We start from the raw sequence: 22794 nt of genomic DNA on the forward strand, positions 1-22794 counted from the left end.
GTCGGCGCCGCGCTCACGTCCGCCCGGGCGGAAGGGCGGACCTCGTGCTGAGCATGCGCGGCATAGGCAAGAGCTTCCTGGGCGTACGGGTGCTGTCCGGGGTGGACCTGGATGTGGCGGCCGGCGAGGTCCACGCCGTCGTCGGCGAGAACGGCGCCGGCAAATCCACCCTCATGAAGATCATCTGCGGGGTGCACGCCCCGGACGAGGGCACGATCGAGATCGACGGCACGCCCGTCTCCCTCGGCCATCCGCTCGAGGCGCAGCGCTCCGGCATCGCGATCATCTACCAGGAGTTCAACCTGCTGCCCGAGCGCACCGTCGCCGAGAACGTGTTCCTCGGCCGCGAGCCCGTCAGGCGCGGCCTGGTCGATCGGGCCGCCATGGAGGAGGCGACCGCGCGGCTGCTCGACGAGCTCGGCGAGGACCCCTTCGGCCCTCGCGACCTCGTCAAGCGCCTGCCGGTGGCCCAGCAGCAGATCGTCGAGATCGTCAAGGCGCTGTCGATGAACGCCAGGCTCGTCGTCATGGACGAGCCCAGCGCGGCGCTCGCCGAGCACGAGGTCGAGCTGCTCTACCGGCTGATCGGGCGGCTGCGGGAACGCGGCGTCGCCGTCGTCTACATCTCCCACCGATTACGCGAGGTGTTCGACCTCGCCGACCGGGTCACCGTGCTCAAGGACGGCTCGCGCGTCACCACGCTCCCGATCGGCGAGGTGACCCCCGACGAACTCATCCGCCTGATGGTGGGCCGCGACCTCGGCACCTACTTCCCGCCCCGCTCGGCGGCCGCCGGCGAGGTACGGCTCAGCCTGCGCGGAGCAGGCAACGACAAGCTCCGCGACATCGACCTGGAGCTGCGTGCCGGTGAGATCGTCGGCATCGCGGGCCTCCAGGGGTCCGGCAGGTCGGAGCTCGCCAAAGCGATCTTCGGCGCCGAGCCGTTCACCGCGGGCGAGATGACCCCCTCGCGCCCGCGTTCGGTCCGCGAAGGCGTGGCCATGGGCATCGGGCTCGTCACCGAGGACCGCAAGGCCGAAGGGCTCGTGCTGCGCCAGTCCGTGCGTGACAACGCCCTGCTCGTCGCCCGCGCGGTGCGCGCCGGGAACCGCGCCGGCGTCCGCGACCTGCTCGAACGGGTACGCCTCCCAGCCGCGCGCCAGGAACAGGAGGTCCGCTACCTGTCCGGCGGCAATCAGCAGAAGGTCGTGCTCGTCAAATGGATGACGATGGCGCCGCGGGTGCTGCTGTTCGACGAGCCGACCCGGGGGGTCGACGTCGGGGCCAAGGCCGCGATCCACGACCTGATGCGCGAACTCGCGAACGACGGCATGGCCATCATGATGATCTCTTCCGAGTTGCCCGAGCTCATCGGCATGAGCGATCGCGTCGTCGTCCTGCGCGACGGCCGCATCGCGGGCACGCTGCCGGCCGGGGCCTCCGAGGAGGCCGTCATGCGCCTGGCCGCAGGAGAGGGGGCCTGAATGGACCTGCGCACGCGCGTCCGCCGCCCCGCCCGCCGCAGCCGGGCGCACGGCGGCCTGGCGGCCCACCTGCGCGAACCCACGCAGGTGGTGTTCCTCGCGCTGCTTGGGCTGGTCGCGGTCGGCTGGGCCCTCGTCGCGTTCGACGGCGGTCAGCTGCTCACCATGGAAAGCGTCGTCGGGATCCAGCAGCGTTCCGCGGCCCTCGGCATCGTGGCGATCGGGCAGACGCTGGTGATCCTGGCCGGGTCGCTCGACCTGTCCGTGGCGTACCTGATCAGCCTGACCTCGTTGGTCGCCGCAGAGATCATGGCGGGCCAGGACGGGAACATCTGGCCGGCGGTCACCGCGGTGCTGGTCATCAGCTCGCTGGTGGGACTGGTCAACGGACTGGTCATCACCAGGCTCCAGGTCCACGCCTTCATCGCCACACTCGGCGTCGGCCTGATCATCAAAGGCATCGTCGACCACCTGTACGACGGCCCGGCGGGCGAGGTGCCCGCGTCGTTCCAGGTCCTCGGATACTCCCGCGTCGGGCCGATCCCCGTGTCCGCCATGCTCTGGGCGGGCGTGGCCGTCGTGGCCTGGTTCCTGCTGAGCCGGACCCGGCTGGGATACCGGATCTACGCGGTCGGCGGCAACGAGGAGGTGGCCCGGCTGTCCGGGGTCCGTACCGCCCGCGTCACCGTGATCACCCACGTGCTCTGCTCGCTCTGCGCCGGCATCGCGGGTCTGCTGCTGGCCGCCAGGCTCGGGGCGGGGACACCCACGGTGGGCACCGACGGCGGCTACGACCTGGAATCCATCGCCGCGGTGGTGCTCGGGGGGACCGCGCTGGCCGGAGGCAAGGGCGGGGTCGCCGGAACCGTGGGCGGGGTCCTGCTGCTGGCAGTCCTGGACACCATCTTCAACCAGCTCGAGGTCAACTCCTTCGCCAAGGACGTGGTCCGCGGCGTGGTCATCGTCATCGCGGTGGCCGTCTACGCCCGGCGCGGAACGAGGCGGTCGGCATGAAGCGGGCACTTCCCATCCTCGCGGTTCTCGTGGTGCTGCTCACCGCGATCGCCGTCGTCAACCCCTTCTTCCTGGAGCCGGCCGGGTTCCTGGCGTTCCTCAAACGGGCCGCGCCGCTGGTGATCCTCGCCGCGGGACAGTACTTCGTCATCGTCTCCGGCGAGTTCGACCTGTCGGTCGGCTCGCTGGTGACGGCCGAAGTGGTGATCGCCGCGCGGCTCATCGACGGCGACGAGTCCGCCACCTGGCCGGTCCTCGCCCTGCTGATCGCCGTCGGGCTGCTCGTCGGGCTGGTCAACGGCGTGGTCACCACCAAGCTGCGGGTGCCGTCGTTCATCGTGACGCTCGGCATGCTGCTCGTCCTCAGCGGAGCGGTCTTCCTCTGGACCGGCGGCGCGCCGCGTGGCGCGCTGTCGGAAGGCTTCCGGGCGTTCGGTCGCGGCGGCCTCGGGCCGTTGCCGTGGTCGGTGCTGATCCTGCTGGTTCTGGGCGGGGCGGCGATCTGGCTCATGCGCGCCGATTTCGGCAAGATCCTCATGGCCACCGGTGACAACGAACGTGCCGCGGCGCTGTCCGGGGTCCGGGTCGATCGGGTCAAGGTCTTCGCCTTCATGCTCTCCGGTCTGTCCGCCGCCGTCGCGGCGATCCTGCTCGGCGGTTTCGCCGGGGTCTCGGCCCAGGTGGGCCAGGGTCTGGAGTTCTCCGCCATCACCGCGGTCGTCCTCGGCGGCGTGGTGCTCGGCGGCGGCCGCGGCTCCGTGCTGGCCGCCATGGCCGGGGCCGTCACGCTGGAGGCGCTGTTCACCCTGCTCAACCTGTACGGAATCTCGGGGGCGCTGGAGTACACCGTGCAGGGCGTCATCATCATCGCCGCGGTCGCGGCGGGAGTCATCCGACTTCCCCGGAAGTCCACCCCCCGAAGAGGAGACGCACATGCCGCGTCATAAGGCCGCAGTCGCCGCGTTCGCCGCGCTCGTCCTCGCCGGCTGCACCACCGACGCACCGGTGGCCACAGCCCCACAGGCGACGCCCGCCACGAGTGCTCCAGGCTCCGGCACGGGCGCGCAGTCGAAGTTCTTCGTCCAGGCGGACTTCGACGCCCAGCTGGCCATGCGCTCCCAGACACCCGAGGGCCCCGAGGCCAAGCCCTGGGAGCAGGCCATCGCCCCGAAGATGATCGACACGGCGCAGTACAAGAAGGACGGGCCGTACCACCTGTGCTTCTCCAACGCGGCCGTCAACAACCCCTGGCGTCAGGTCGGCTGGAAGACGATGCAGGCCGAGGTGGGCCTGCACAAGGAGATCGAGGAGTTCACCGCGCTCGACGCCGAGGGCAAGGACGACAAGCAGATCTCCGACATCGCCGAGCTGCAGGCCAAGGGCTGTGACGCGCTGATCGTCTCGCCGAACACCACGGCGACCCTCACCCCCGCCGTGACGGCCGCCTGCGAGAAGGTGCCCGTCATCGTGTTCGACCGGGGCGTGGAGACGGACTGCCCGGTGACGTTCATCAAGCCCATCGGCGGCTACGCCTTCGGCGCCGACGCGGCCGAGTTCCTGGTCGAGAAGGTGCCGGCGGGCGGGAAGGTACTGGCGTTGCGCATCCTGCCCGGCGTGGACGTGCTGGAGACCCGCTGGTCGGCGGCGAAGGTGGTCTTCGACAAGAGCGGCCTCCAGGTGGTGGGGGTGGAGTTCACCGACGGCGACGCCGTCAAGACCAAGAGCATCGTCAGCGACTACATCCAGCGGCACGGCAAGATCGACGGCGTCTGGATGGACGCCGGCGCCACGGCGGTGGCCGCGATCGAGGCGTTCGAGGACGCCGGCCAGCCGGTGCCGCCGATCAACGGCGAGGACCAGCAGGACTTCCTGCAGAAGTGGAAGGACGCCAACCTCACCGCCGTCGCACCCACATACCCGACCTACCAGTGGCGCACCCCGGTCATCGCCGCTCTGAAGATCCTCAAGGGCGAGGAGGTGCCCGAGATGTGGAACCTGCCGCAGCCGAAGGTCACCAGCGAGAGCCTGTCGGCCTACCTCAAGCCCGACATGCCGCCGCTGCACTACGCGCTGTGCGGTTGTGAGGACCTGCCCGGGTTCCCTGAGGGCTGGGGCGGCAAGTAGAGCTGATCGGCTCGCCTCGGCGAGCCGGCGAAGAAGAGGGGTGCCAATGTTCTCCATCGGAGTGAACACCTGGGTCTGGGTCTCCCCGCTGACCGACGACGACCTGGTGCGGCTCGCGCCGCGCATCGCCCGGTGGGGGTTCGACGTCGTCGAGCTGCCCGTCGAACGGCCCGGCGACTGGAACCCGGACAAGGCCGCGGCGGTGCTGGCCGAGCACGGGCTGGCCGCGTCCGTGGTGCTGGTCATGCCGCCGGGACGCGAACTCGTGGCCGCCTTCCAGGAGACCGTCCGCGAGACCCAGGACTATCTGCGGCACTGCGTCGACGTGGCGGTGACCGTCGGCTCCCCGGTGGTCGGGGGGCCGGCGTACGCCTCGGTCGGCCGTACGTGGCGCCTGTCCCCGGACGAACGCCGGGGCGTCTACGCCGAGTTGCGTGAGCATCTGCGACCCGTACTCGACCATGCGGGCGAGCGCGGGGTGAAGCTCGCGGTCGAGCCGCTCAACCGGTATGAGACCAGCCTCGTCAACACGGTCGAGCAGGCGCTCGACGCGCTGCCCGAGGACTGCCACCTGGCACTCGACGTCTACCACATGAACATCGAGGAGAAGGACCCCGTCCAGGCGGTGCGGCTCGCGGCGGATCGCATCGCGCACGTGCAGGTGTGCGGCACCGATCGCGGCACGCCGGGGGCCGACCGCTTCGACTGGCCCGGCTTCACGGAAGCCCTGCGGGACGTCGGCTACGCAGGGCCGCTCGTCATCGAGTCGTTCACCGCGCACAACCAGAGCATCGCCACCGCGGCCTCCATCTGGCGTCCCCTCGCGGAAAGCCAGGACGCACTGGCCGCGGACGGACTCGCCTACCTCCGCACCCTCTGACCCGAAACGGGCAGCCGGTGCCGCCGCCGGAACCGACGGCGGCACCGGGCGTCCGGAGTTACTTGCCGACCTTCGAACGGGCGGCCGCGCGGACGAGGTCGGCCCGGTCGCGGGGGCTGATCACGTCCGCCTTGACGAGCTGGTCGGCGACCTCGGTCACGTGCCGGACGAACTGGCCGTGGTTCGGCCACTCCTCCGTGTCGAGGATGTGGTCGTTGACCGTGCAGGTGCCGGTCAGCGACCGGTTCGGCACGCCGCTGTCGATCCCGCCGACCACGACCGTCGGCCCGGTGTCCGGCTCGGCGCAGATCGGCATGGCAAGCGGCCCACCGACGACGGGCAGCTCGACCGACGTCCTGGCCAGGTCGACGGTGAGGACGGTGCCCGGCTCGGGGTGCAGGGTGAACTCGTGGTCGGTCGAGAAGATCATCAGCCCGATCCGCGACCCCGCCGGGATGACCTGGTCGTCCGGCTGCAACGGCACGGTCAGCTCGACGAACCTGCCCGGCTCGAGCGGCTCGCCGTGCCGCAGCGAGCGGCTGTTCTGCGGGTCGGCCCAGCCCCGGGTGATGACGCTGGTCGTCGAGCCGCGGGTGCTGGACTCGCAGCCCGCGCCGCCCGTCCACGGCAGCTTCACCAGTGCGATCGACAGGTTCGCCGCCGGCTTGCTCGCGGCCAGCCGGATCTTCACCCGCGTGGTGCCCGAGATGTGCACGGGCGCGCTCAGCTCAGGGCTGACGTACAGCAGCCGGTTCTCCGACTCCTGGGTGGCCAGGGTGCTCGCGTTGCAGGCCAGCGCTCCGGCGTCCACGAACTGCTCGGTACCGCTGCCCGGCCGGGCCAGTGAGCTCAGCCCGCCGCCGCTCAGCGGGTTCATGGTGACCGGCTCAGCCTCCGGGTTCGGGTAGTCGGCGTACGGCGTGAGCTCGCTCGTCCCCGTCTCGTTGCGGACGATGAAGGCCTTCGGGTCGTTCTCGACGCCGTTGCGGACGCCGTACAGGTAGCGGGTGAACCACCGGTTGCGCATGTCCAGCGGCGGCGCGCCGCCGTGCCCGCCCTGGTGGAAGTACTGCTGCACCGGCGTGCCCTGCTTCTTCAACGCCTCGGTGATCCGGACGCTGTGCTCGGGCACCACGTTCCAGTCGTTGAAGGCGTGCGCCATGAGGGTCGCGGCCCGCACCCCGCGCACCTGGTTGAGCAGGTCCCGCCCCGCCCAGAAGTCGTTGTAGTCGCCGGTGGCCCGGTCCTGGTGCCGGTTCATCTCGTCGACCCGTACGTGCTGGGCGCAGTAGTCGCGGGTCTCCGGGTAGCCGCTGCTGATGTAGTCGAAGAGGTAGTCGATGTCCTCGCCGGGCCAGCCGCCCGGGTTCCGCACCAGCCCGTTCGATCGGTAGTAGTGGTAGTACGAGGTGTTCGGCGCGATCGGGATGATCGCCTCCAGCCCCTTGACCCCGGTGGTCGCGGCCGCGAGCGGAAGCGTCCCGTTGTACGACGTACCGGTCATCCCGACCTTGCCGGTGGACCAGTCGGTCGCGGACACCGGCTCACCGCCGACGGCGCTCGTGTACCCCTTCGCCCGGCCGTTCAGCCAGTCGACGACCGCCTTCGGCGCCAGCGACTCGTTGGCGCCGCCCACCGTCGGACACCCCTGGGACAGACCGGTGCCCGGCGAGTCCGAGTGCACGACGGCGAAACCGCGTGGCACCCACGTACCGACCTCGCTGGTCGACACGGACGTACGGTCGGGCCGGTGCGTGATGGGCGGCGGCGAGGTGCGGGGCGGAGGCTCCGCGCCGACCTCGACGTTCATGTTCCAGAAGTACTGCCGCTCGGTCGAGGCCGTTCCGGCATAGTACGGACTGGTCTCGTAGACGACCGGCACCTTCAGCCCGTCGGCGGTCGGCCCCGGCCTGGTCACGTCCACGTGCATGCGGTCACGCCGGCCGTCGCCGTCGGAGTCGAACTCGGTCTCGACCCATAACCGCTCCCGTATCCAGGTGCTTTGATCGGCGAATTCCGGCACCACCTGTGCCTGCCCGTCGACGAAGACCGGTTGTGGCAGCGGGTCGGCGGCGGCCGGCCCGGCGAACCCGGTGGCCGTGATCAAGGCCCCCAGAACCGGCAGAGTGAGGATTCGCGGCGCTCTTCGTGTCATCGTGGATCACCTCGTGGTCAGCGCTTTGGCTGACGGAGCGGTCCCGACGGCATCGAGGGGGCGCGACACGACACCGCGCTCACGCTGCCCACCGGACCGATGCTCCGCCTGGTGAGCCGACCGTAACCGCCCACCCCGACCCGTATCACCCGACACCTGACGAAACTCGCACGCCCTCCCTTCGACTCCCGTAGAGAACCGTCAGTCCAGGGCGGCGATGGCGTGGGCCTGGGCTCACCGCGAGGACGCTACTGTCGCTGTGGTCCGTCAGAACGGTCGGCCTCACCCTGCTCGACCCTCTCGCGAGGCATCGGGAGCGAGGCGTTCTCGGCGGCCGCCGACCGGACCGCGAACTCGCCGTAGGTCCTCGGCCGGACAGGCTGGACCGACCGTGCCCGTGCCGGCGTGACAAGGGAGATGGCGAAGCCGTCGGGCCACACGGTGGTCTCGTCGCACACCACGCGTCTCACCTGACGGGCGGCTCCACTACGCGTGGGTCCGCGATCCGGACGGCCACCAGGTCAAGTTCGTACAGAAGCTCTGACCTGACGACACCGGAACCGGGTCAGCGCCAGAAGAACACCAGCGCGGTGAGGGCGAGGGTCAGCACCACGAACTCCGGCGTCCTCGGGCGGCGGGCGGCCTCCTGGCGCGCCGAGATCACCAGGACGGCGGCCATGGTCAGCGAGGTCAGCAGGTGCAGGACGTACCAGACGAGGACGGGGATCCTGCCGAGGACGGTCCCGGACAGCAGGTCGTCCACGGCGCCGAACCCGGCCAGGCCGCTGAGCAGCGCGAGGCCGAGGCCGAGCAGCGCGGGGAGGTACCGGAAGAGGCCCAGCAGTGCCCAGATGACGGCGCCGATCACCAACAAGGTCGAGAACCGGTAGTGCGTCTGGCGGGCGAGCAGGCCGCTGGGCGACTCCATGCTCAGCCGCAGGACGGACTCGTACGCGCCACTCATCTCCACCCCGTGCAGCGGCGTGTAGCTCCCGGAATACGGGGCCGTTCCACCGTCGGGATTGTAGAAGAAGGTCAAATACGCGCCGGTGATCAGGACAATGGCGAAACAGTAGACCAACATCTCGCCGACCAACTGCCTCGCCCGCTCCATTCGTCATATTTCACCACAAATACGCTTGCGGGACTGGGTGATCCATCTGGCGGCGGCTTCAGCGTCTTCGTGACCCTCTACTCCGGTGTTCTACGAGGGGAGGGTGAATCATCAGCCGATTGCGCGGTGACCGAGATGCAGGCGTCCCACGCCGAGCCGCCGTATGGACATTCCCCGGAAGGCGATGCCGCGCTCGCGTCCGACCCATGGGTCTCCGACCTGCTCTCGGGTGGCGAGGTCCCACACCCGCACGGTGCTTTCGGACCCACCCGACACGGCCACCTTCCTGCCGTCAACCTCACCGACGGCGACGCACCCGACCTCCGACGGCTCTAACGCACCGCTTCGCGAATGGCCGACGGCGGAGCCGCGGTGCTTGTCACCGTGCAAATCGGCAGTGTGAGTTCCCATGGCAACCACGCATATCGCCGATCACCCTGCCATATCAGGCCACGGCGCCGCCATCAGTCATCTGTTCGAGTCCGCGCAGAGGCTCGGCGACATGCGTTCTTGGCCAGAACGACGGCAATCGCGAACAACGCTGCAAACAGCAGAAGCGACGTCATCGGGCTCCCGTACGAGGTCATACCTTCTTGATGACGATGGTATCCGGGACGAGCTTTTCGAGGTCGTCCACGTCTGAGGTGAAGATGGTGACCTGGCCCTTCTGCCGGCGGGCGATGACGGCGAGTACGGCGTCGACCGCGTGCTTGTGGCCGTGCAGTTGGGCGTCGGCCAGGAGGCGGCGGGCCTCGCGGGCCTCGTCCTTGCCGATGTCGGCGACGTCGAGCCGGGAGAGCACCCAGTCCCAGCGCTGCTCGGTGGTCCTGCCGTCGTGGGCCTCGACCACCGTCATCGGGGACGTCACGACCTCCGCCTGACCCCGGGCGGCGAGGTCGAGCCAGGCGATCATCTTCCGGTCGCCCCGTACGGCCAGGGACAGGGCCTCGCGGTCAAGGACGAAGATCCGCAGCGGCGTCGTCCCGCGCGCACCGCTTCGCTTGTTCACGCAGCCTCTCCTGCGGTTCGGCGGCGTTTGTGTTCGGCGTCGAGTTCGTCCAGTTCTTCCCTTGCCGCCGCGCGCTCGTCCTCGGCGACCGGGCCGTACTCTTCCTCCAGCCAGTCGACCATCTCCACCAACCGGTCGCGGTCACGCTTGAAGCGCAACGCCTCGGCGACGTAAGCCGACAGACCCCGCTCTGCCGCCTCGGTACGGATCTCGTCGAGAAGCTCCTCGGGGATCGTCACCGTTATCTTCTTCGTCGCCATACCGAAGACCATGCTTCAGGTATCAGACTCCGTACCAGCGTCAGCTGTCGGGGTGGATGGTGGCGATGTAGATGGAGGTGCCGGGGCCGAAGGGGTCCTCGGCGATGCGGGACATGACGCGGTTGGCGATCGTGGTCAGCGCGTCCATCTCGTCAGGGGTGAGCTGGTCGAGGAAGAGGCGGCGGACGGCGTCGATGTGGCCGGGCTGGACCGCCTCCAGTGCCTCGCGTCCCTCGTCGGTGAGGTGGACGGTCACGCCGCGGGCGTCGTCGGCGCAGTCCTTGCGTTGGACGAGCCCCCGCTGCTCCATGCGCCGGAGCTGGTGGGAGATGCGGCTGCGGTCCCAGCGGACCAGCCGGCCGAGGTCGCGGGCGCGCAGGCGCTGGTCGGGGGCTCTGGAGAGCACGGTCAGCAGCTCGAAGTCGGAGCTGGACAGGCCCGCCGAGGCGAACTGGCGTTCCAGGGCCTGGTTGAGGTGACGGGACATGTCGTTGTAGGCGAGCCAGGTGCGATTTTCCCGACTGTCCAGCCACCGGGTCTCCGTCACCCGGCCATCCTAGCTGATGTTGACGTGACAGCAAAGTGGTCCTATTTTTGTTGATGCATCAGCGACAGGGTCTGACCTGGCGCTTTGTCTTTTCGAGAGGTCTTTCGATCATGAAGATCGCCATCATCATCGGCAGCACGCGCCCTGGGCGCAAGGGCGAGGCAGTCGCCCGGTGGGTGCACGACATCGCGGCCAAGCGCGGTGACGCGCAGTACGAGATCGTCGACATCGCCGACTTCGCCCTGCCCCACATGGACGAGCCGTTCCCCCCGATGATGGGCCGCTACAGCCGGCCGCACTCCCACGTGTGGGCTGAGAAGATCGCGTCCTACGACGGGTTCGTCTTCGTGACCCCGGAGTACAACCACGCGCCGGGCGGCGCGCTGAAGAACGCGATCGACTACCTCTTCGCCGAGTGGAACCACAAGGCCGCCGCCTTCGTCGGCTACGGCGCCTCCGGTGGCGTGCGCGCGGTCGAGCACCTGCGCCTCATCCTCGCCAACTGCGCCGTCGCCACCGTGCGTCCCCAGGTGGAGCTCTCGCTGTTCCACGACTTCGCCGAGATGACGCACTTCACCCCGGGCGCGCACCAGGAGCCCGCGGTCGGCGCGATGCTGGACGAGCTCGTCCTGTGGTCGGACGCGCTCAAGCCGATCCGCGAGGCCAAGGCCGCCGTCTGACATGCCGGGGGAGGGGCCCCGCAGGGGCTCCTTCCCGCGTGCGCCGTCGCAGGTGGAGGCCGATTTCCTGGTGTGTGGAAAAGTGCATGGTCCGGTCGGTCGGCCTCCGGCAGGCTCGTCACGGGCTTCGCTCAAGACGCCGCCGTCCGGGGTCAGGACGGAGCCCGAAGAGACTGTCCGAGATGCTCGCAGGTCGTACGGCACGGAGCCGGGACCAGCGGATAGGCACGAACCTGGGAAGGGCCACCGATATGTGCACGAATTCAGGTCAGGGATGCCCGGCGCGAGTCGCGGCGGACGACCGGAGGGAGACGGTGGACGCCTCGCGCCGCGCCGTCATGATGGGCGTGGGAGGCGTGGGCCTGATGGCCGTCCTCGCCGCCTGCTCCGGGTACGGCCAGCCGAACGCCGGCGCGGCCGCGCCCGCGTCCCAGGCGCCGAGCTCGCCCGCGGGTGACGCCCCGGCCGCCGGCGGCGGCGCGGGCCTCGCGAAGACCTCCGACATCCCCGAGGGCGGCGGGAAGATCTTCGCGGACCAGAAGGTCGTCGTGGTCCAGCCCGCGGCGGGCCAGTTCCGCGCCTTCAGCGCCACCTGCACCCACCAGGGCTGCACCGTCGACAGCGTCGAGTCCGGCATGATCAACTGCCCGTGCCACGGCAGCATGTTCAACCTCGACGGCACCGTCATGGGCGGCCCGGCCACCAAGCCGCTGCCCGAGGTGCAGATCAAGGTCGAGGGCGACACGATCTCGCTCGCCTGAACGCCATGGGCGAGCGCCTGCCGAAGCCCCTGACCCGCTCGGGAACGCGGGCCGGGGGCGTCACGGGGACGCGTCCTGGACGGATCTGACCAGGTCGAGGTACTCCGAGCGGTCGATCCGGTGCACCGACAGGAGCAGGTCGTGGCGTTCGGCGAAGCGGTTCGCGTTCTCCGCCGACCAGCGGCCCGGAATGTGGTGGAGGGCACGGCCGTCCATGTCGAGGACGAACAGGCCGGTGAGGCTTTCGTACCGGTAGAGGAGAAGGCTGAAGGCCTGCCTGCGGGACGGCCCCGTACGGAGGCGCGCGACGACGACGTCGCCGTGGTGCACGAGGAGGTACTCCGCGTGGTCGACGGTCAGGTACGGACCTCCGGCCGACATGAGGATCGCGCCTTTCCCGGCCTTGCGGCGGCGGATCCAGCCGGCGACGGGACGGACGACCAGGAGCGCCGGGCTGAAGGCCACGGCGAGCCATTTGACGTCGATGACGTCCAGGATGATGCGCCCGAACACGCTCAGGCCACGCCAGGCGAACCACAACCCGGACGAGAGCAAATACGCCATGACGGCCGCGCCCAGGATCGCCGCGCAGACGACGATCGCCTTGCGCCGGCCGGTGAGACGACGGGACGGCCGGTCGGACACGCGCCGCCAGCCGGGGGCGCGGCCGGCGAGCACCGCGCGCACCTGGGGGCCGGGCCGTTTCCTGACGTCCTCCAGCGGGATCGTGCCGGACGCGGCCGGCTCGCGCAGCTCGACGTCGTCCCAGCTGCTCGGGAAGTCGAGCATGACCAGGCCGTCGGCGTCCAGCAAGGCGACGCCCTCGACCGCCGGTTCCTGCTCTTCGTCGCGGTAGAGGTAGAGCCGGTTCGGTGTCAGGGTCACCGAACGCCCGGACTCGGACACGGTCACTGTCGGCCCGTCGAACAGGAGGGCGGGCGTGGGGTCGTCATCGGTCAAGTGATTCACCTGGCACCCCCACGGCTCATGGGTGGATCTTCTGGTGTTCCCGCAGCATCGTGACGTACTTCTCGATCCGCGCCGCCCGCGTCGCGGGCCGCTTGGCGTCGCCGACGCGGTAGAGGATGGCGTACCGGTTGGCGCTGTCGAGCGTGGCGAAGAACTCGGCCGCAGCCGGGTCGGCGTCCAGCGCCGCCTGAAGATCATCCGGTACGGTCGCGGTCCGCTGTGAGGCGTAGGCCGCGTCCCACCTGCCGTCGGCCTTCGCCTCCTCGACCCGGGCCAGGCCGGCGGGGCGCATCGCACCGGCGGCGACGAGCGCCTCGACCCGGCCGCGGTTCACCTTCGACCACTTGCTCCTGGGCGTGCGCGGGGTGAAGCGCTGCAGCCAGTGGTCGTCGTCCAACTTGGCCTTCTGCCCGTCGATCCAGCCGAAGCACAGCGCCACGTCGACCGCCTCGGAGTAGGTGACGGACGCGATGCCTGACTCCTTCTTCGCGATCTTCAACCAGAGCCCCGGCGACACCTCGTGCTCGGCGTCGAGCCACTTCTCGAACGCGGCCCGGGACGCGAAAGCGATGATGGGCAGGTCCTGCTTGTCCGTCATGACGGGAAGAATCCCTTCGGGGGGCACCGGCGGCTTCGACCATTCTGTCCCACGGGAACAGGGCCTGTCGTGCGTCAACCGCCTCCGGAGCCGTACCGATCAGTGCCATCATCGGCGTATGACGGCGTGGCGTGAGGTCGAAGAGGCGGTTCCGGATTTCGCGCGGCGCGTGCGCGCGCTGTTCGACGCGCGCAGGCACAAGACGATGGCCACCCTGCGCGCCGACGGTTCGCCACGTATCTCGGGCATCGAGGCGGCGTTCGAGGGCGGCGAGCTCCTCTTCGGCTCGATGCCGAACGCCCGCAAAGGCGCCGACCTGCGTCGTGATCCCCGGTTCGCCCTGCACAGCGCCACGGTCGACCCGGTCGAGGGCGCCGAGGGGCAGTGGCCGGGCGAGGCGAAGATCTCCGGCCGGGCGATCGCCGCCGGACGGATCACCGACGGCCCCGACGGCGACCGCTTCGTCGCCGACATCGCCGAGGTCGTGCACACCCACCTCGACGAGGCGGCCACGATGCTGGTCGTCGAATGGTGGACGCCCACGCACGGGCTCCGCAAAGTCGAACGGCAGTGACGTGTAACGCGCGGCGTTTCGGAAGCCCGTAACAAAACCCCCTCTACCGACTGGGGTACCTCGTATGTACGATGGCGACAGAATTTAATGGAGGGGAGTACTCCTTCGCGGCCACGTCGTCAATACGGCACCCGGCCATCCGGGGCCCGGCGCGGTCGGTCCGACTGAGAGCGCGGGCGGAGAAGACCTCCGACAGACGTACAAACGCCGAGTCGGAGGAGCATCATGCCCCCACCTATGTCCGTGCCCGCCTGGGTCTGGGCCGTCGCCCTCGCCACCTTGACCGCACTCGTCCTGCTCGACCTCATCGTGGTGAACAGGAATCCGCACAGGATCACTGTGCGGGAAGCGACCAGGTGGGTGGCCTTCTATGTCGGGTGCGCCGTGCTCTTCGGCGTCGGTGTCTGGATCTTCGGCGGCAGCGAGCACGCGGCCGGATTCGCGACCGGTTACATCACTGAATACTCGCTGAGCGTCGACAACCTGTTCATCTTCATGATGATCATGGCGAATTTCGCGGTCCCCGCGATTCACCAGCACCGGGTGCTGCTCATCGGCATCGTGCTCGCCCTCGTCATGCGCGGCGTGTTCATCGGCGTGGGCGCGCAGGCCGTCCAGAACTTCAGCTGGATCTTCTGGCTGTTCGGCGCGATTCTCATCTACACCGCCTGGAAATTCGCGTTCAACCAGTCGGAGGACGACGAGTACGACCCCAACGGCGGAGTCGTCCGGCTGGTCCGCCGCATGTTCCCGGTGACCGACGAGTACCACGGGTCGCAGCTGACCATCAAACGCGACGGTCGCCGCTGGCTGACCCCGATGTTCATCGTCATCGTCGCCATCGGCGGGGCCGACCTGGTCTTCGCGGTCGACTCCATCCCGGCGATCTTCGGCATCACGCAGGACGCGTTCCTGGTGTTCGCGGCCAACGCGTTCGCGCTCATGGGCCTGCGCCAGCTCTACTTCCTGCTCGGCGGGCTGGTCGAGAAGCTCGTCTACCTGTCGTACGGGCTGGCGGTCATCCTCGGCTTCATCGGGGTGAAGCTGGTGCTGCACGCCCTGCACGAGAACGAGCTGCCGTTCATCAACGGCGGCGAGCACGTGACGTGGGTTCCCGAGATCAACAACTGGCTCTCGCTCGGCGTCATCGTGTCGGTGCTCGGCATCACCACGGTGGCGAGCCTGCTGAAGACCCGGCGTGACGAGCGGGCGGGCGGCGGCGCGGCCGCTGCCGCGCCCGCCGCGCAGGCCGAGGAAGCCGGCAACGCGCCGCACTGACGCGTCGCGTTGCTCCGCCTCCGGGCCGGGCTGGGGTCACAGACGGCCCGGGCCGGAGGCGGGACCTCGCTTGGACGAACCCCCGGCTCCACAGCTTCACGAACCAGTGGTTCGAGCAGGCGGACGCGTTCCTCCTCGGGCGCAGGACGTACAAGATCTTCGCGGCCTACTGGCCGGGGCGCGTGCCGACGGCACTGCGCCTGATCGAGTCGAGGAGCACCGGGAGTGGCTGCGTGCTCAGCGTCTACGAGCCGGCGGGAAAGCCGACGTACGGCGACTTCTCCGGGTGACGAGATCGCCGTTGGATACTGTGGCCGGATGACGCCGATTTTTGCGCTTTGCGATGAGTATGTCCGGAAGTTAGCCGTCCTCGATCCGGTCGGTGCGGGAGCCAGGGGCATCGCCGGCAGCTTCGCCCCGGCGACCGACTACGGCCCCGACGGCCACGCCGCCCGCGCCGACCTCGTCCGCGGCACTCTCGCCGCGCTGGACGGGCTGCCGGTGACGTCCGAGGCCGACCGGCACGCCGCCGCCCACCTGCGCGAGCGGCTGGAGGCCGAGGCGGCCTGGCACGCGAGCGGCGGGCCCCTGCGCATGCTGCGCGCCCAGTTCGGGCTGGTCACCTCCATCCGCGACAGCGTCGACCTGCTGCCGCGCGGCGACGACGACCAGTGGCGGAACATCGCCGCCCGCCTCGCGGCCGTGCCGGAGATGCTGGCGAGCTGGCGGACGAGCCTGGAGCTCGGCGCGTCGAAGGGCCTCGTCGTGGCGCGCCGGCAGGTGCTGGAGCTCGCCGCCCAGGCCGACCGCTTCGCCGGGATCCACGACAAGCTGGTGACCTCGTACGGCGACGGACGGCTGGCGGGGGAACTCGCCGAGGCGGCCAAGACCGCCCACGCCGCCTACGCCGAGACGGCCCGCTACCTGCGTACCGACTACGCGCCCCGCGCGGTGGAGCAGGACGGGGTCGGCGCCGAGCGCTACGCGGTGGCGGCCCGGCAGACCCTCGGCTACGACCTCGACCCCGCCGAGGCGTACGCGTGGGGCTGGGCCGAGCTGGAACGGATCGAGGCCGAGATGGCCGCCGAGATCGACCGCATCCGCCCGGGCGCGACCTGGCAGGAGGTGAGCGCCTACCTCGACGAGACCCACAGCGTGGACGGGGTGGACGCCTACCACGCGTGGCTGCGGGAACGGCACGACCGGGCCATCGCAGAACTGCACGGCACGCACTTCGACATCGCGGAACCGCTCCGGTCCGTCGACGTGGTCATCGCCTACGGGTCGGCGTCCGGCGCCCCCTACTACACGTCGCCGAGCGAGGACTTCACGCGGCCTGGCCGTACGTGGTGGCCGTTGCAGGGGCGGGAGCGGTTCGCGACCTGGCGTGAGCTGACGACGGTCTTCCACGAGGGCGTGCCCGGCCATCACCTGCAGCGGGGCGCCGAGAAGACCGCCGCGCCGGACGCCTTGTCGCGGTTCGCGAAGACCGTGGGGGTGAGCGGCCACAGCGAGGGCTGGGCGCTCTACGCCGAACGGCTCGGCGACGAGCTCGGCTGGTTCTCCGAGCCCGGCACCCGGCTGGGCATGCTGGCCGCGTCGGCGATGCGGGCGGCCCGCGTCGTCATCGACATCGGTGTCCACCTGGACCTGCCGCTGCCGGACGGGTCGCGGTGGACGTTCGAGAAGGCGTGCGAGGTGCTGAGCGAGCGCGGGCGGGCCAACTCCTCGCGGGTGCATCCCGAGGTGGTGCGCTACTTCGGCTGGCCGGCGCAGGCGATCTCGTACAAGCTCGGCGAACGCGCGTGGCTGGAGGCCCGCCAGGCGGCGGCCAGGCAGCCGGGCTTCGACCTCAAGCGCTGGCACACCGCCGCCCTCGCCCTCGGCCCGATCGGGTTGGGCGGCCTGGCGGAGGCCCTGGAGGGCGTGGGCTGACTGGGCTGTTAGCGTCTGAAGGCCGGCGGCCCGTGGTGATTGTTCCGTTGACGGAGTGAGCGCTCACTCCGTAATGTGAAGTCATGACGGAAACCACCCCCCGCCGGCGAGCGCCGGCGATGAGCACCGAGCAGCGCAGGGCCATGATCGTGGCCGCCGCGCTCCCGCTGGTGGCCGAGCACGGAGCCGCGGTCACCACCAGCCAGATCGCCCGCGCGGCCGGCATCGGCGAAGGCACGATCTTCCGGGTCTTCGCCGACAAGGACGAAGTGCTGCGGGCGTGCATGGCCGAGGCCATGAACCCCGATCACGTCCTGCGCGAACTCGACTCGATCGCGCTCGACGAACCCCTGGCCGCCCGGCTCGTCCAGGCGGGCGAGGCCCTGCGCGCGCACCTCGACCGGATGGGCACGGTGGCCGGCGCCCTGTACGCCTCGGGCCACCACCACGCCCGCACCCGCGACACCGATCCGGCACCCGGGGCCGCCGCCGGCCGTCCCGCCACGGGCAGGCCGGCGGTGAACGGCAGGGAGGCTTCGATGGAGGCCGTCGTCGCCGCGGTGACCCAACTGGTCGAACCCGACCGTGAGGCGCTCCGCCTCGAACCGAGGAAGATCGCCGCGATCTTCCTCGGCATGCTGTTCACCCGGTCGAGGGTTCAGGGCGCGGAGCTGACCCCCGACGAACTGGTGAGCGTCCTGCTGGACGGCGTCCGCCGCCCGGCCGCCTGAGAAGGGGAACCCGCCGTGACCTGGGCATGCGGAACCCGCGGGGTGACCCTGGGGTGAGGCGGGAAAGGTGATCGTGCGGCGGGAGAAGCCGGGACGTGCGAATCCGGAGAAGCGCCCTGAGGGGCGGTCAGGCGAACTGGACTCCCGCCGGGCGGATGATCGACGAGGCGAGGCTCTGGACGATCCGCACGAGCAGAGCCTCCAGAAGCATGAGGGCGGCCTTGGCAAGCACCGAGGCGAGGAACTCGGACATCTGTCTACCTAACGCTCATAGCGGCAATTAAAGGCATGCTTAACCACATAGATGTCAATATGGTATCAAAGTCTGCATCGATTCGGTGAACCCTCGATGACTATCCGGTGATGGCACGCCGTTCGATCAGCATGGCCACGAGGGTCGCCGCGACCGCGCAGCCGAGGCCGATGCCCCAGCCGATCGGGCCTGTCGGGCTGCAGCCGAAGAGCTGGCTGAGCCCAGGGACGGAGACGATGACGCCCAGCGCGGCCAGTGACGAGACCGCGGCAAGCACCACCATCTTGTCGCGCGTCCCGAGCGCGAGAGTCTGCAGGAGCTGCGCCGACACCAGCCCGATGAGCCCGACCGTGTCGGCCCGCGTCCGCGTGCCGGTCACCCGGGCCATGAGCCACGACGCGGTGGCGGCGGCCGCCGTGATGACGGCGCGCAGGTAGATGTCCCGGGTGAGGGCCGAGCCCAGCGACGCCTCAGGGCCCTCCGACAGCAGGCGCTCGGGGCTGGACGCGCCAGGCGGCCGCACGGCCACCGCCATGGCGGGCAGCATGTCGGTGAGCAGGTTGACCAGCAGCAGCTGGCGGGTGTTGAGCGCGCTGCGGCCGGTCAGCAGGCTCGACCCGAGCGTGAAGGCGATCTCGCCGATGTTGCCCCCGAGCAGGATGCCGAGGGCGTCGCGCACAGAGGCCCACATGCCCCGGCCCTCGACGATCGCGTCGATGATCGTCTCGATGCGGTCGTCGGCCATGACGATGTCGGCGGCGGCCCTGGTGGCCGGGGCGGCGTTCGTCCCGAGGGCGATGCCCACGTCGGCGAGCCGGATGGCCGGCACGTCGTTGGCGCCGTCGCCGGTGACGGCCACGACCTTGCCGGCGTCGCGGAAGCAGGTGACGATCCGCGCCTTGTGCTCGGGCGTCGTGCGGGCGAACACCGCGACCGACTCCAGCTCCTTGGTCAGGGCGTCGTCGTCGAGGGCGTCCAGCTCGGGGCCGGTCATCACGCGCAGGCCGTTCAGCGCGCCGATCTCCGCCGCGATGGCCTCGGCCGTGCTGGGATGGTCGCCGGTGAGCATGACCACCCGCACGCCCGCCCGTACGAGCTGCTCCACGCTGCGCTTGGCGGTCGGGCGCACCGGGTCGGCGAGCCCGACGAACCCCCGGAAGCACAGGTTCTGGATGCGCGACTCGTCGAGGTCGGCGCGGCTGGAGGCGGGCCGCTCGGCCACGGCGAGCACGCGGTAGCCCTGCAGCGCCAGCCGCTCCATCTCCTGCATCAGCTCACGCCTGGCGCTCTCGTCCAGCGGCACCTCGCGCTGGTCGACGAGCATGTTGGTGGAGCGGGCGATCACCACCTCGGGGGCGCCCTTGACGCTCAGCACCTGCCCCGACTCGGTCCGGCCGAGGACGGCGTGGTAGCCGCGAGCCGGTTCGAAGGGCAGCTCGTCCACGCGCTGCCACGTCCGCAGGCCGTCCTCGGGGGTGATCCCGATCCGCTCGGCGCCGTCCACGACGGCGCGGTCCGTGGGATGCGGGATGGCGCGCCCGCCGCCGAACTTCGGGCCCGCGCGCAGCGCCGCGCCGACGATCGCGCGCAGCTCGGGCGAGGCGTCCTCCACGTCCTGCTCGATCCGGCCGTCGGAGACCCGGCGCAGGCTGATGTGTCCCTCGGTGAGGGTGCCCGTCTTGTCGAAGCAGAGCACGTCCACCCGGCCGAGGGCCTCGATGGTGGACGGGTTGCGCACCAGCGTGTTGCGGGTGGACAGCCGCTTGGCCGAGGCGAGCTCCGCCACGGTGGCGACGAACGGCAGCCCCTCGGGCACGGCCGCCACCATCATGCTCACCGCGGGGGCGAGCGCCTGGGCCGCCGGCGCCCCGCGCAGCAGCTCGACCAGCAGCAGCACCACGCCGGAGCCCAGCGCGGTCGGCAGGATCTTGTGGCTCAGGGCGCGCAGCCGCAGCTCCACCCCGCTCGGCGGCGCCTCCGCCTCGCTCAGCCTCGCGGTCCTGCCCGCCACGGTCGCCTCGCCCGTGGCCACGACCACCGCGAGACCGTGCCCGGCCGCGACGGTCGTCCCCTCGTAGACCATCGACGCGCGGTCCGCGACGGCGGGCGCGGCGGTGGGTTCTGCGGTCTTGCCGACGAGCTGTGACTCGCCGGTGAGGGTGGACTCGTCGATCTCCAGCCCGGCCGCGAGGAGCAGCCGCCCGTCGGCCGGTACGGCGTCGCCCGCCCGGAGCTCGATCACGTCGCCGGGCACCAGGGTGTCGGCGTCGGTGATCAGGGAGCCGCCGGGGCGGCGCAGCCGCGCGGTGACGGCGGTGGTCCGGGTGAGGCGGTGCAGCGCGTGGTCGGCGCCCCGCCGCTGCGCGCCGCCGAGCAGCGCGCCCGTCACGGCCACGCCGCTGATGAGCCCCGCGTCGAGCACAGAGCCGAACGCGGCCGACAGTCCCGCCCCGCCGGCGAGGAGCGGGGTCATCGGGTTGATCAGCTCGATCAGCGCCGCGCCCAACAGGGACTGCGGGCCCTTGGCGGCGGGACGGGAGGTCCTGCGGTGCTCGGCCTCCTCCTCGGTCAGCCCGTGCGACGTGGTGCCGAGCCGGTCCAGCACGTCCTGGCCCGCCATGGCGTGCCAGGGCGTATGGTCGGCGCGCACCGGCGCGGGCTGCCGGCTCACCGCCCTGGCCGACCATTCGCCCACCGCGAAGGCGGCCAGCGCCGTGCAGTCGCGCGCGATCGCCGAACGCCTGACCGACGTCGTGGCCGGGCCGAGGAACGCCACGCCGACCCCCGCCACCCCACCCGCGGCCGCCGTACGGACGGTTCGCCTGCTCACCTTCCTGGCCGCCGCCAGGTAGCGCAGCACCTGGTGCACCTCGTCGAGCTCGCACACCACGTCGGCGTCCCACGGCAGCTGCCGCATCTCGTCGAGCACGCCGATGCCGAGGTCGGCGTCCCGCAGGGCGCGCCGCGCGTCCTTCGACACCAGGGCGACGCCGTGCCCCTCGGCCTGCAGCTCCCGCACCACCACGGCCGGCCCCGCCTCGCCGACCTCGACCCGCTCCACGCCGAGGCGGCGGGCCAGGCTGGGTTCGCCGCCGGCGACGATCACCTCGCACGCCCCTCCGGGAGCGCTGACCAGCGCCTCGGCGAGCGGATTCAGCTCCCTGGCCAGCCCGACCACGGCGACGGGGGTGCCGTCGTGCGCCACCTCGACCACCTGTAGGTCCTGCTCCCGCCACTCCTCGGGCACCTCCGCGCGCGGACGGACGCTCCACCCCTCCCGTTCGCGCTCCGCCGAGGGGTCGGTGAGGTCGACGAGCCCGTACAGGTGGGCGTGCAGCTCGTCCGAGTTCAGGTCGGGGGAGAGGTGGATGACGCCGTCGATGGTCCAGGCGTCCGTGGTGAGCACGGCGGCGTCGAGGACGACCGTGTCGATGCGGTCCATCCGGTGCAGGGCCTCGCGGTCGAGGACCACGGCGCCGCGCGCGGCCAGCCGGCGCGCGACGGCGCTGGTGTAGGCCTCCCTGCCGAACCCCGCGGCCTTGGGGGTGCCGCTGATCAGCACGGACAGGCCTCGCTGGTAGTCGCGGCCGACGACCGCCGTGACCCCGTGCGCGGCCAGCGTCGTGGCGCTCGCCGCGTCGGCGTAGCGCTCCACGGGCCCGCGCGGCAGGGGGAGCGGCCGCGCGGGCTCGCCCGCCGTGATGTGCCGGTACGCGCCCTCCGCGGCGGCGAACTCCTTCTCCCGCCGCTGCCATGTCCGCCTCCGGGTGCGCGCCTCCAGATAGCGGCCGGCCGCCGCGACCGCGTCGACCAGCAGCGCTTGGGGGCGCATGGCCAGGGTCTGGGAGGCGATCCTGGTCGTCAGCAGGATCGCGTCCATCGCGGGCTTGCCGAGGCGTCGTTCCAGCTCCGTACGGACCCAGGGGGTGTGTTCGGCGAGCGTGACGAAGCCGGGCACGGCGACGGGCACGCTGGGGAACCGCGCCAGCCACCCGGTCGCGGCCAGCCCCGCGCCCGCGAGGTGCAGGCCGAGGCTCATCGCGGCCCGTGCCTGCTGCTCCGCGCCGTCGAGCACGCGGGCAGAGCCGAAGGGGGCGCCCTCCGCGTCGGAGTCGTCCACGATGGACAGGAGCTTGTCGAGGTCGGACGTCTCGTCGCAACCCACGAACACGCTGCGGAGCGCCCCGTTCACCTCCGCGCGGACCACGCCGGACGCCCGGAGCCGCTCCTCGAGAGCGCGGGCGGTCTCCTCGGTGAGAGGGCCGCCGATGTTGCGCAACTCGATGCGGTACCCACCGGGGCACGGCGTGATCCGGCGCGAGCGCGGCAGGACGCTCCGAACAGGATCGGGAAGCATGTCAAGCAGCGTGTCTGCGGAGAACAGGCCGAACAGCGCCATACCTCTCGCGCTCCTGTCTATGGCGGTGG

Annotated in this window: 20 protein-coding genes; 11 read left to right on the top strand and 9 right to left on the bottom strand. The window is 70.8% G+C overall.

Going from position 1 to position 22794, the window contains the following annotated elements; genetic code table 11:
* Positions 1-53 precede the first annotated feature (53 nt).
* Genes BLR04_RS22985 through BLR04_RS23005 form a run of 5 tightly spaced genes read left to right on the top strand, consistent with a single transcriptional unit; the run spans position 54 to position 5502 of the window.
* Positions 54-1484 carry a sugar ABC transporter ATP-binding protein gene (locus BLR04_RS22985; protein ID WP_176903242.1) on the top strand — a complete coding sequence of 477 codons (1431 nt, stop codon included), beginning with the start codon at positions 54-56 and terminating at the stop codon, positions 1482-1484.
* Positions 1485-2498, top strand: coding sequence for an ABC transporter permease (locus tag BLR04_RS22990; RefSeq protein ID WP_090768890.1), 1014 nt, complete (start codon positions 1485-1487; stop codon positions 2496-2498).
* The gene (locus tag BLR04_RS22995) at positions 2495-3445 is read left to right on the top strand and encodes an ABC transporter permease (RefSeq protein ID WP_090768892.1); all 951 of its coding nucleotides are present in this window, start codon (positions 2495-2497) and stop codon (positions 3443-3445) included. The genes BLR04_RS22990 and BLR04_RS22995 overlap by 4 nt, the downstream gene beginning before the upstream one ends.
* Positions 3432-4622 carry an ABC transporter substrate-binding protein gene (locus tag BLR04_RS23000; RefSeq protein WP_090768894.1) on the top strand — a complete coding sequence of 397 codons (1191 nt, stop codon included), beginning with the start codon at positions 3432-3434 and terminating at the stop codon, positions 4620-4622. The genes BLR04_RS22995 and BLR04_RS23000 overlap by 14 nt, the downstream gene beginning before the upstream one ends.
* Positions 4623-4668: 46 nt before the next feature.
* On the top strand, positions 4669-5502 hold the full coding sequence (locus BLR04_RS23005) for a sugar phosphate isomerase/epimerase family protein (protein ID WP_090768896.1): 834 nt from the start codon (positions 4669-4671) through the stop codon (positions 5500-5502).
* A 58-nt stretch (positions 5503-5560) separates the two neighbouring features.
* On the opposite strand, the gene BLR04_RS23010 is transcribed toward BLR04_RS23005, so the two are convergent.
* The 5 genes from BLR04_RS23010 to BLR04_RS23035 form a co-directional block, all read right to left on the bottom strand.
* On the bottom strand, positions 5561-7657 hold the full coding sequence (locus BLR04_RS23010; protein ID WP_090768898.1) for a Xaa-Pro dipeptidyl-peptidase: 2097 nt from the start codon (positions 7655-7657) through the stop codon (positions 5561-5563).
* A gap of 565 nt (positions 7658-8222) precedes the next feature.
* A complete protein-coding gene (locus BLR04_RS23020) occupies positions 8223-8621 on the bottom strand; it encodes a hypothetical protein (protein ID WP_176903243.1) in 399 nt (132 codons plus the stop codon).
* Positions 8622-9354: 733 nt separating this feature from the next.
* Entirely contained in the window at positions 9355-9780 is a 426-nt protein-coding gene (locus BLR04_RS23025) for a hypothetical protein (protein WP_090768903.1), read from the bottom strand.
* A complete protein-coding gene (locus BLR04_RS23030) occupies positions 9777-10040 on the bottom strand; it encodes a CopG family transcriptional regulator (RefSeq protein ID WP_090769085.1) in 264 nt (87 codons plus the stop codon). The genes BLR04_RS23025 and BLR04_RS23030 overlap by 4 nt, the downstream gene beginning before the upstream one ends.
* A gap of 40 nt (positions 10041-10080) precedes the next feature.
* On the bottom strand, positions 10081-10587 hold the full coding sequence (locus BLR04_RS23035; RefSeq protein WP_218129117.1) for a MarR family winged helix-turn-helix transcriptional regulator: 507 nt from the start codon (positions 10585-10587) through the stop codon (positions 10081-10083).
* A gap of 110 nt (positions 10588-10697) precedes the next feature.
* Here BLR04_RS23035 and BLR04_RS23040 point away from each other — a divergent pair, with 110 nt between their 5' ends.
* Both BLR04_RS23040 and BLR04_RS23045 read left to right on the top strand, forming a co-directional pair.
* Positions 10698-11267, top strand: coding sequence for an NADPH-dependent FMN reductase (locus BLR04_RS23040; RefSeq protein ID WP_143022153.1), 570 nt, complete (start codon positions 10698-10700; stop codon positions 11265-11267).
* 314 nt (positions 11268-11581) lie between these two features.
* Complete coding sequence (locus tag BLR04_RS23045; RefSeq protein WP_245740424.1) at positions 11582-12028, top strand: QcrA and Rieske domain-containing protein; 447 nt, start codon at positions 11582-11584, stop codon at positions 12026-12028.
* Positions 12029-12088: 60 nt separating this feature from the next.
* On the opposite strand, the gene BLR04_RS23050 is transcribed toward BLR04_RS23045, so the two are convergent.
* Together BLR04_RS23050 and BLR04_RS23055 are read right to left on the bottom strand one after the other, a co-directional pair.
* Entirely contained in the window at positions 12089-12988 is a 900-nt protein-coding gene (locus tag BLR04_RS23050; protein WP_090768905.1) for a hypothetical protein, read from the bottom strand.
* 25 nt (positions 12989-13013) lie between these two features.
* On the bottom strand, positions 13014-13595 hold the full coding sequence (locus tag BLR04_RS23055; RefSeq protein WP_090768906.1) for a YdeI/OmpD-associated family protein: 582 nt from the start codon (positions 13593-13595) through the stop codon (positions 13014-13016).
* Between the two features lie 118 nt (positions 13596-13713).
* Between BLR04_RS23055 and BLR04_RS23060 the strand changes: the two genes are divergently transcribed.
* From BLR04_RS23060 to BLR04_RS23080, 4 genes are all read left to right on the top strand, one after another.
* On the top strand, positions 13714-14169 hold the full coding sequence (locus BLR04_RS23060) for a pyridoxamine 5'-phosphate oxidase family protein (RefSeq protein ID WP_090768908.1): 456 nt from the start codon (positions 13714-13716) through the stop codon (positions 14167-14169).
* A gap of 225 nt (positions 14170-14394) precedes the next feature.
* A complete protein-coding gene (locus BLR04_RS23065; RefSeq protein WP_245740425.1) occupies positions 14395-15447 on the top strand; it encodes a TerC family protein in 1053 nt (350 codons plus the stop codon).
* Between the two features lie 318 nt (positions 15448-15765).
* Positions 15766-17382 (top strand): DUF885 domain-containing protein, encoded by a 1617-nt coding sequence (locus BLR04_RS23075; RefSeq protein WP_090768912.1) that lies wholly within the window; start codon positions 15766-15768, stop codon positions 17380-17382.
* An 83-nt stretch (positions 17383-17465) separates the two neighbouring features.
* Entirely contained in the window at positions 17466-18113 is a 648-nt protein-coding gene (locus tag BLR04_RS23080) for a TetR/AcrR family transcriptional regulator (protein WP_090768914.1), read from the top strand.
* Positions 18114-18240: 127 nt separating this feature from the next.
* On the opposite strand, the gene BLR04_RS42420 is transcribed toward BLR04_RS23080, so the two are convergent.
* Positions 18241-18366, bottom strand: a complete 126-nt coding sequence (locus tag BLR04_RS42420; RefSeq protein WP_281191606.1) for a hypothetical protein — start codon at positions 18364-18366, stop codon at positions 18241-18243.
* Between the two features lie 100 nt (positions 18367-18466).
* Entirely contained in the window at positions 18467-22765 is a 4299-nt protein-coding gene (locus BLR04_RS23085; RefSeq protein WP_090768916.1) for a cation-translocating P-type ATPase, read from the bottom strand.
* Between the last annotated feature and the right edge of the window lie 29 nt (positions 22766-22794).

It is taken from the genome of Nonomuraea maritima, assembly GCF_900100395.1.
In the GTDB taxonomy this organism is placed as follows: Bacteria; Actinomycetota; Actinomycetes; order Streptosporangiales; family Streptosporangiaceae; genus Nonomuraea; species Nonomuraea maritima.

Coding starts and splice junctions, on each gene's coding strand:
- BLR04_RS23000 (WP_090768894.1), top strand. CDS start 3,432: ATGCCGCGTCATAAGGCCGCAGTCGCCGCGTTCGCCGCGCTCGTCCTC.
- BLR04_RS22995 (WP_090768892.1), top strand. CDS start 2,495: ATGAAGCGGGCACTTCCCATCCTCGCGGTTCTCGTGGTGCTGCTCACC.
- BLR04_RS23080 (WP_090768914.1), top strand. CDS start 17,466: ATGACGGAAACCACCCCCCGCCGGCGAGCGCCGGCGATGAGCACCGAG.
- BLR04_RS22990 (WP_090768890.1), top strand. CDS start 1,485: ATGGACCTGCGCACGCGCGTCCGCCGCCCCGCCCGCCGCAGCCGGGCG.
- BLR04_RS23020 (WP_176903243.1), bottom strand. CDS start 8,621: ATGAGTGGCGCGTACGAGTCCGTCCTGCGGCTGAGCATGGAGTCGCCC.
- BLR04_RS42420 (WP_281191606.1), bottom strand. CDS start 18,366: ATGTCCGAGTTCCTCGCCTCGGTGCTTGCCAAGGCCGCCCTCATGCTT.
- BLR04_RS23075 (WP_090768912.1), top strand. CDS start 15,766: ATGACGCCGATTTTTGCGCTTTGCGATGAGTATGTCCGGAAGTTAGCC.
- BLR04_RS23005 (WP_090768896.1), top strand. CDS start 4,669: ATGTTCTCCATCGGAGTGAACACCTGGGTCTGGGTCTCCCCGCTGACC.
- BLR04_RS23085 (WP_090768916.1), bottom strand. CDS start 22,765: ATGGCGCTGTTCGGCCTGTTCTCCGCAGACACGCTGCTTGACATGCTT.
- BLR04_RS23030 (WP_090769085.1), bottom strand. CDS start 10,040: ATGGCGACGAAGAAGATAACGGTGACGATCCCCGAGGAGCTTCTCGAC.
- BLR04_RS23060 (WP_090768908.1), top strand. CDS start 13,714: ATGACGGCGTGGCGTGAGGTCGAAGAGGCGGTTCCGGATTTCGCGCGG.
- BLR04_RS23055 (WP_090768906.1), bottom strand. CDS start 13,595: ATGACGGACAAGCAGGACCTGCCCATCATCGCTTTCGCGTCCCGGGCC.
- BLR04_RS23040 (WP_143022153.1), top strand. CDS start 10,698: ATGAAGATCGCCATCATCATCGGCAGCACGCGCCCTGGGCGCAAGGGC.
- BLR04_RS23065 (WP_245740425.1), top strand. CDS start 14,395: ATGCCCCCACCTATGTCCGTGCCCGCCTGGGTCTGGGCCGTCGCCCTC.
- BLR04_RS22985 (WP_176903242.1), top strand. CDS start 54: ATGCGCGGCATAGGCAAGAGCTTCCTGGGCGTACGGGTGCTGTCCGGG.
- BLR04_RS23010 (WP_090768898.1), bottom strand. CDS start 7,657: ATGACACGAAGAGCGCCGCGAATCCTCACTCTGCCGGTTCTGGGGGCC.